Source organism: Erythrobacter sp. (genome assembly GCF_038133525.1).
Classification (GTDB): Bacteria; Pseudomonadota; Alphaproteobacteria; order Sphingomonadales; family Sphingomonadaceae; genus Qipengyuania.
The window spans coordinates 1,970-2,191 of the sequence record NZ_JAYPTL010000143.1 but is presented as its reverse complement, the minus strand read 5'-3'; the positions used below and the strand labels follow the sequence as shown (position 1 = coordinate 2,191).

The window sequence follows — 222 nt, the reverse complement described above, 5'->3', positions numbered from 1 at the left end:
CGCGTATATTTGCGCGAATTGGCGATCTCGACCGCTTCCTCGCTCGACAATCCGCCCAGCCCCTTGGCAAGGATCATGGCGAGCTTCATTGCATCCTGCGTGCGGATGCAGCCATGCGAAAGTGCGCGGGTATCGCGAGCGAAGAATTGCTTCGACGGCGTATCGTGCAGGAAGATCGCATGCGGATTGGGCATGTCGAGCTTCATCAGGCCCAGCGCATTG

Annotated in this window: 1 protein-coding gene; it reads right to left on the bottom strand. The window is 59.0% G+C overall.

Going from position 1 to position 222, the window contains the following annotated elements; all coding sequences use genetic code 11:
* Positions 1-222 (bottom strand): L,D-transpeptidase family protein (locus AAFM29_RS17275; protein WP_341713963.1); only part of this gene is annotated, 222 nt, incomplete at both ends.